The organism is Roseitalea sp. (genome assembly GCF_984466335.1).
Genome location: NZ_CFIFWG010000219.1, coordinates 1 through 3,932, shown reverse-complemented (window position 1 = coordinate 3,932; position 3,932 = coordinate 1). Strand labels below are relative to the sequence as shown.

The following is a 3,932-nucleotide window of genomic DNA, read 5'->3' as shown; positions in this document are numbered from 1 at the left end:
GCTGGCGCTCAACCGGCAAGGCGACCGAGGCATCGCCGCCCAACAGCTCGGAAAAACCCACGATTGCGTTGAGCGGCGTGCGCAACTCATGGCTGACGATCATAAGCCGGTCGTCCGGCCGGGCGGTGTCGGGGCCAAACGCGTCCGGCGCGGCGCGGTCGCCCGCAGGGGCCATCGCGACCGCGACCTCGCCGGCGCGACCGGCGGCCGCCAAGACCATCCGCGCCGGAACGAACGCCTGGCCCAGCGCAGACGGGGCGCGATTGAGGCGGACATCGACGGCGATCGGCGCGGCGCCGGGAGCCCGCGCCGCCGACAGCGCGTGCATGAACGCGACCCGATCGGTGAGATGGATGCGGTCGAGCAGCGTTTCGCCCCGGCCGATGTCCACCACACCCTCCAGATCGAGCCGGACGCCGCGGCGCACATGCCCGCTCGCATCGAGCATGACCCAATCAGGATGCACCGGCGATACGTCGGAGCGTGACGACGCACCAGGCATGTCCGCACGATCCGCGTCGGCGACCGTCCGGTCGCGCGGCCGGCCGATGCGGCAGGCCGCGGCCGCCGTCAGGCCGGCGGCCGTCAGGGCGAGCGTGCCCATGGCGAGCGCGGCCGGCCCGGGCGCATCCAATATCGTCGAAAGGCCGGCCCAGGCGCTTGCGCCCGAAAGGGCGGCCAGCGGCAGCGCCAGCCTTGGCGCCGCCGCGCTCAAGGCGGCCTTGGCGCCGGTGCGGAACCGGGAAAGCTGTTCGATCAAACCGAGAAAAGGCAACACTTCACTCACGCGCCATGCCACCGGGCCGGTGGCGCGCTCATATTCCCATGGCGCGGTTTACGAATGGATAAATGGGGACGGCGCGCATGGCCCAACCGTGCACCGCAGGGCAGGCATTTCCGGCTATGGTTAACACATCGTGCCTCAGGGCAAGTAATTGCGGCGCAAAGATTTTCCGCGACAGGTGGCATTTGAGCGAAATTTGTCGCAAATGCGGCGATCCGCGCGCACCCCGCTTTCAGCGGCCGATGGCAGATTGCCGGCGGGGACGAAACGCAGCGGGGGACAGGGGACATGATCCGTTTTGCGATCAAGGCGACGGTGTGGGGATTTCTTGGCCTTATGGCCCTGCCGAGCCTGATGCCGGCGGACCTGCCCGAAGCGGACACCGCGGCCGCGGCCAGCCCGATGCAGACCACGGCGCACGCGAGGCGCCTGGCCGGCGCGATGGCCGAGGATGTCGGCTCGATATGCAGCCGCCAACCGGCGCTGTGCGAAAGCGGCCGGGCGCTGGCAGACGCCGCCGTCGCCCGCGCCCATCAGGGCCTGATCATCGCGTCCGGCCTGTTCGCCAGCGCCCGCGCTTCCGAGGATGCGGGCGGCGTGCAGGCCGACGGCGCGTGATCGCCGGCACCGCCCCCCAGCCGGGGTTGAGCGGACCCGGGCCGCGCCATATGTTATGTTGGCAGTACGCGCCTATGCAAACGGACCGGACATGCCTCGCACCATTCAATCGATCATCGACGATTTCGACCTTCTGGACGATTGGGAGGACAAATATCGCTACGTGATCGAGCTGGGTCGCGAATTGCCGGATATGCCGGACGCGGAAAAGTCCGAGGCGAACAAGGTCAATGGCTGCGTCAGCCAGGTCTGGCTCGTCGCAGAGGCCGGACACCATCAGGACGACACCGTTTCCTTCCGTGGGGATTCGGACGCGCATATCGTGCGCGGCCTCGTCGCCATCATGATCAGCGCCCTGTCCGGCCGGCGCGCCCAGGAGGTTGTCGCCTTCGACGCCGAAGGCCTGTTCAGGCGGATCGGCCTCGACAGCCATTTGACGCCACAGCGCTCGAACGGGCTGCGCGCCATGGTCGACCGGATGAAGAGCGAAGCGGGCGAGCGTCGGGCGGCCTGAGCGGGCGGCCGCCCGGGTCGGTGCTCAGAGCGTCGGACGGTAGCCGGCCGCGCCCCAATGGCGCAAACGCCAATCGGCGCCGTCGGGCGGCGGATTATAATGGCGGTCGAGAGCGCTGAGGGCCGTCCGCAGAACCACCTTGGCCGAACGCCTCGGCCAGCCCCGTTCGGCCTCGACATGTTCAAGGCCCTTGAGAAAACAGCATATATCGACGAGCGGGCCGGCCAGCTCGGGCCCGACCGCCTTGAGCGCGGCGTTGAAGCGGGCGCGCGCGTCAAGGGCCATGGCCGGCAGGTCGGGCGCCGTGCCGCCGCCGTCACGCACCGTCCGGGCCGGGTCCCAGCAGGCCGTCACCTTCTGGCGGAACTGGCCGAATTCGAAGTCGGACCGCAGCCGCTCGCCGGCGGCGACGTGCACCATGTCCAACCAGGCGGGATCGCCGCCCCGGCGCGGGCGCGCCAGGCGGGTGAGCGGCGATTCGCCAAGATTGACCACCGTGGCTTTCGCCTGTTCGGGACGCACGGCGCGACCGAGGGTCCGGTGCTGTCCGGCATGATCGCCGCCGGCGCAGGCGCGCCGACGCCAGCTCCGGCCGTCTTCGGTGATGGCGATCGGGCGCTCGTCGTCCGAATCGCCGGCCGAGGCGACCCAACCGCGCGCCACCATCGTCTCGACAAGCTCGGCCGGACAGCGCAAGGCGCGTGCGCCATCGAGTTCCAGGACCATTGCAGCGCCGCCTCCCGGCCTGACGACCGCACTGCTTGCGGTCGACAATGCGCCGAGAATGCGCAAGGCATGCCGCTCCAGCCGTTTAGCGGTCATTGTCGCCCTCCCGCACGGTCCGCAGATCGAAGGCGACCCGCACGATCTGTTCGGCCTGGGCGACGATCCGGTCGAAGTCCACATCGTCGCGCAGATCCTCGACCAGGTGGCAGGCATACATGACCGTGCTCTTGTCCCGCCCGAACCCGGCCGCCACCTCGGCCATACGCAAGCCAAGCGAGGTATGCGCGATGTACATGCCGATCTGGCGGACGCGCGCCACCGACCGGCCGTGCCGCTTGGGCGACCGCAATTGCCGGCCGCTGACCGAAAAGAGCGCCGCCATCAGGTCGACCACACCGTCGCACAGGGCCGAAGCGTCCCGCAGGCCCAGAGCGTTTTCGCTTTCCATTGATTCGTTCAAGCGCTCCGAATGTTCGTTCGATCGCAACCGCCGACGCGAAACCGGCTTCCACTCCGGACAAGGTCCGGAGCGGGCATTTCGCCGGGATTGCTCCAGCGGAGCACCGGCATGGGGCTGGCATGCGGATCGATCGGGTTCGGGGCGGACAGTTCGGCGCCAGCCCGGCTCGGTCGCCTTGTCGACCGGCAAACGGCTCGACCGGTCGCCGCCGGCGCGTTCCAGACCTTGCATAAGCACCTCCTTTCAAGGAATTTTTTCTTATATCAGGAGAGCGGCAGTTTGATAGGAAAATTTACCTATTTTTTTGTAATCCTTTGTTTTCATTGCGATATATGTGGAGAGGGCGAGGAAAGGCCGATCCGCTTATCCAACCGGCAGCCACGGCGTTTAGCGTTGCTGACGGATTGCCATGGAACGCGGACGGATATGAACGACGACAATGGATTCAGGGCACGTCAAGACGCCGACAGGGCGCGCCTCGACTGGCTTGCATGGCGGTTTGCCGGCGCGCGCCTCACCGAACTCGAAGCGGCAACGGCAACGGAACTGCGCGGCCGGCTGCGCGCACTCGACCGGCTTGTCGCACGCGAGCGCAACAAGGGCCTTGCCCGTCATTGGGCCTATGATCTCAATCGCCACATAGCGCTCAAGCAGGCACGCGACACGGTGTCGCGCCTGCTTACCGATCGAAGCGGCGCCGTGAAGGCCTCAGGCGAACGATTCGCATCCAAGCCCGGCGCGAGGACGCCGACGACAAGCGCCGCCGGAGAGGCACCGCGCTCGGGAGCCCGCCCGCCACAAGCGATTGCGCGGCGCGGCGGCGGCGCCCG

5 protein-coding genes and 1 pseudogene are annotated in these 3,932 nt (G+C 68.1%); 3 read left to right on the top strand and 3 right to left on the bottom strand.

The features are described from left to right. Positions 1 to 787 (bottom strand): histidine kinase dimerization/phospho-acceptor domain-containing protein (locus AC5E6L_RS14635; protein ID WP_491774269.1); only part of this gene is annotated, 787 nt, incomplete at its 3' end. A 285-nt stretch (positions 788 to 1,072) separates the two neighbouring features. Between AC5E6L_RS14635 and AC5E6L_RS14630 the strand changes: the two genes are divergently transcribed. Together AC5E6L_RS14630 and AC5E6L_RS14625 are read left to right on the top strand one after the other, a co-directional pair. Further along, positions 1,073 to 1,402 (top strand): DUF5330 domain-containing protein, encoded by a 330-nt coding sequence (locus AC5E6L_RS14630; RefSeq protein ID WP_491774267.1) that lies wholly within the window; start codon positions 1,073 to 1,075, stop codon positions 1,400 to 1,402. Positions 1,403 to 1,493: 91 nt separating this feature from the next. Then, entirely contained in the window at positions 1,494 to 1,916 is a 423-nt protein-coding gene (locus tag AC5E6L_RS14625; protein ID WP_491774265.1) for a SufE family protein, read from the top strand. A gap of 24 nt (positions 1,917 to 1,940) precedes the next feature. Here AC5E6L_RS14625 and AC5E6L_RS14620 read toward each other — a convergent pair whose 3' ends face one another. Both AC5E6L_RS14620 and AC5E6L_RS14615 read right to left on the bottom strand, forming a co-directional pair. Next, on the bottom strand, positions 1,941 to 2,738 hold the full coding sequence (locus AC5E6L_RS14620; RefSeq protein WP_491774263.1) for a DUF6456 domain-containing protein: 798 nt from the start codon (positions 2,736 to 2,738) through the stop codon (positions 1,941 to 1,943). After that, positions 2,728 to 3,090 carry a helix-turn-helix domain-containing protein gene (locus tag AC5E6L_RS14615; protein ID WP_491774261.1) on the bottom strand — a complete coding sequence of 121 codons (363 nt, stop codon included), beginning with the start codon at positions 3,088 to 3,090 and terminating at the stop codon, positions 2,728 to 2,730. The genes AC5E6L_RS14620 and AC5E6L_RS14615 overlap by 11 nt, the downstream gene beginning before the upstream one ends. Before the next feature lie 573 nt (positions 3,091 to 3,663). On the opposite strand from AC5E6L_RS14615, the pseudogene AC5E6L_RS14610 reads away from it, so the two are divergent. Then, positions 3,664 to 3,771: pseudogene (locus tag AC5E6L_RS14610) on the top strand (cytoplasmic protein); the annotation flags it as partial. Between the last annotated feature and the right edge of the window lie 161 nt (positions 3,772 to 3,932).

Coding starts and splice junctions, on each gene's coding strand:
- AC5E6L_RS14630 (WP_491774267.1), top strand. CDS start 1,073: ATGATCCGTTTTGCGATCAAGGCGACGGTGTGGGGATTTCTTGGCCTT.
- AC5E6L_RS14625 (WP_491774265.1), top strand. CDS start 1,494: ATGCCTCGCACCATTCAATCGATCATCGACGATTTCGACCTTCTGGAC.
- AC5E6L_RS14620 (WP_491774263.1), bottom strand. CDS start 2,738: ATGACCGCTAAACGGCTGGAGCGGCATGCCTTGCGCATTCTCGGCGCA.
- AC5E6L_RS14615 (WP_491774261.1), bottom strand. CDS start 3,090: ATGGAAAGCGAAAACGCTCTGGGCCTGCGGGACGCTTCGGCCCTGTGC.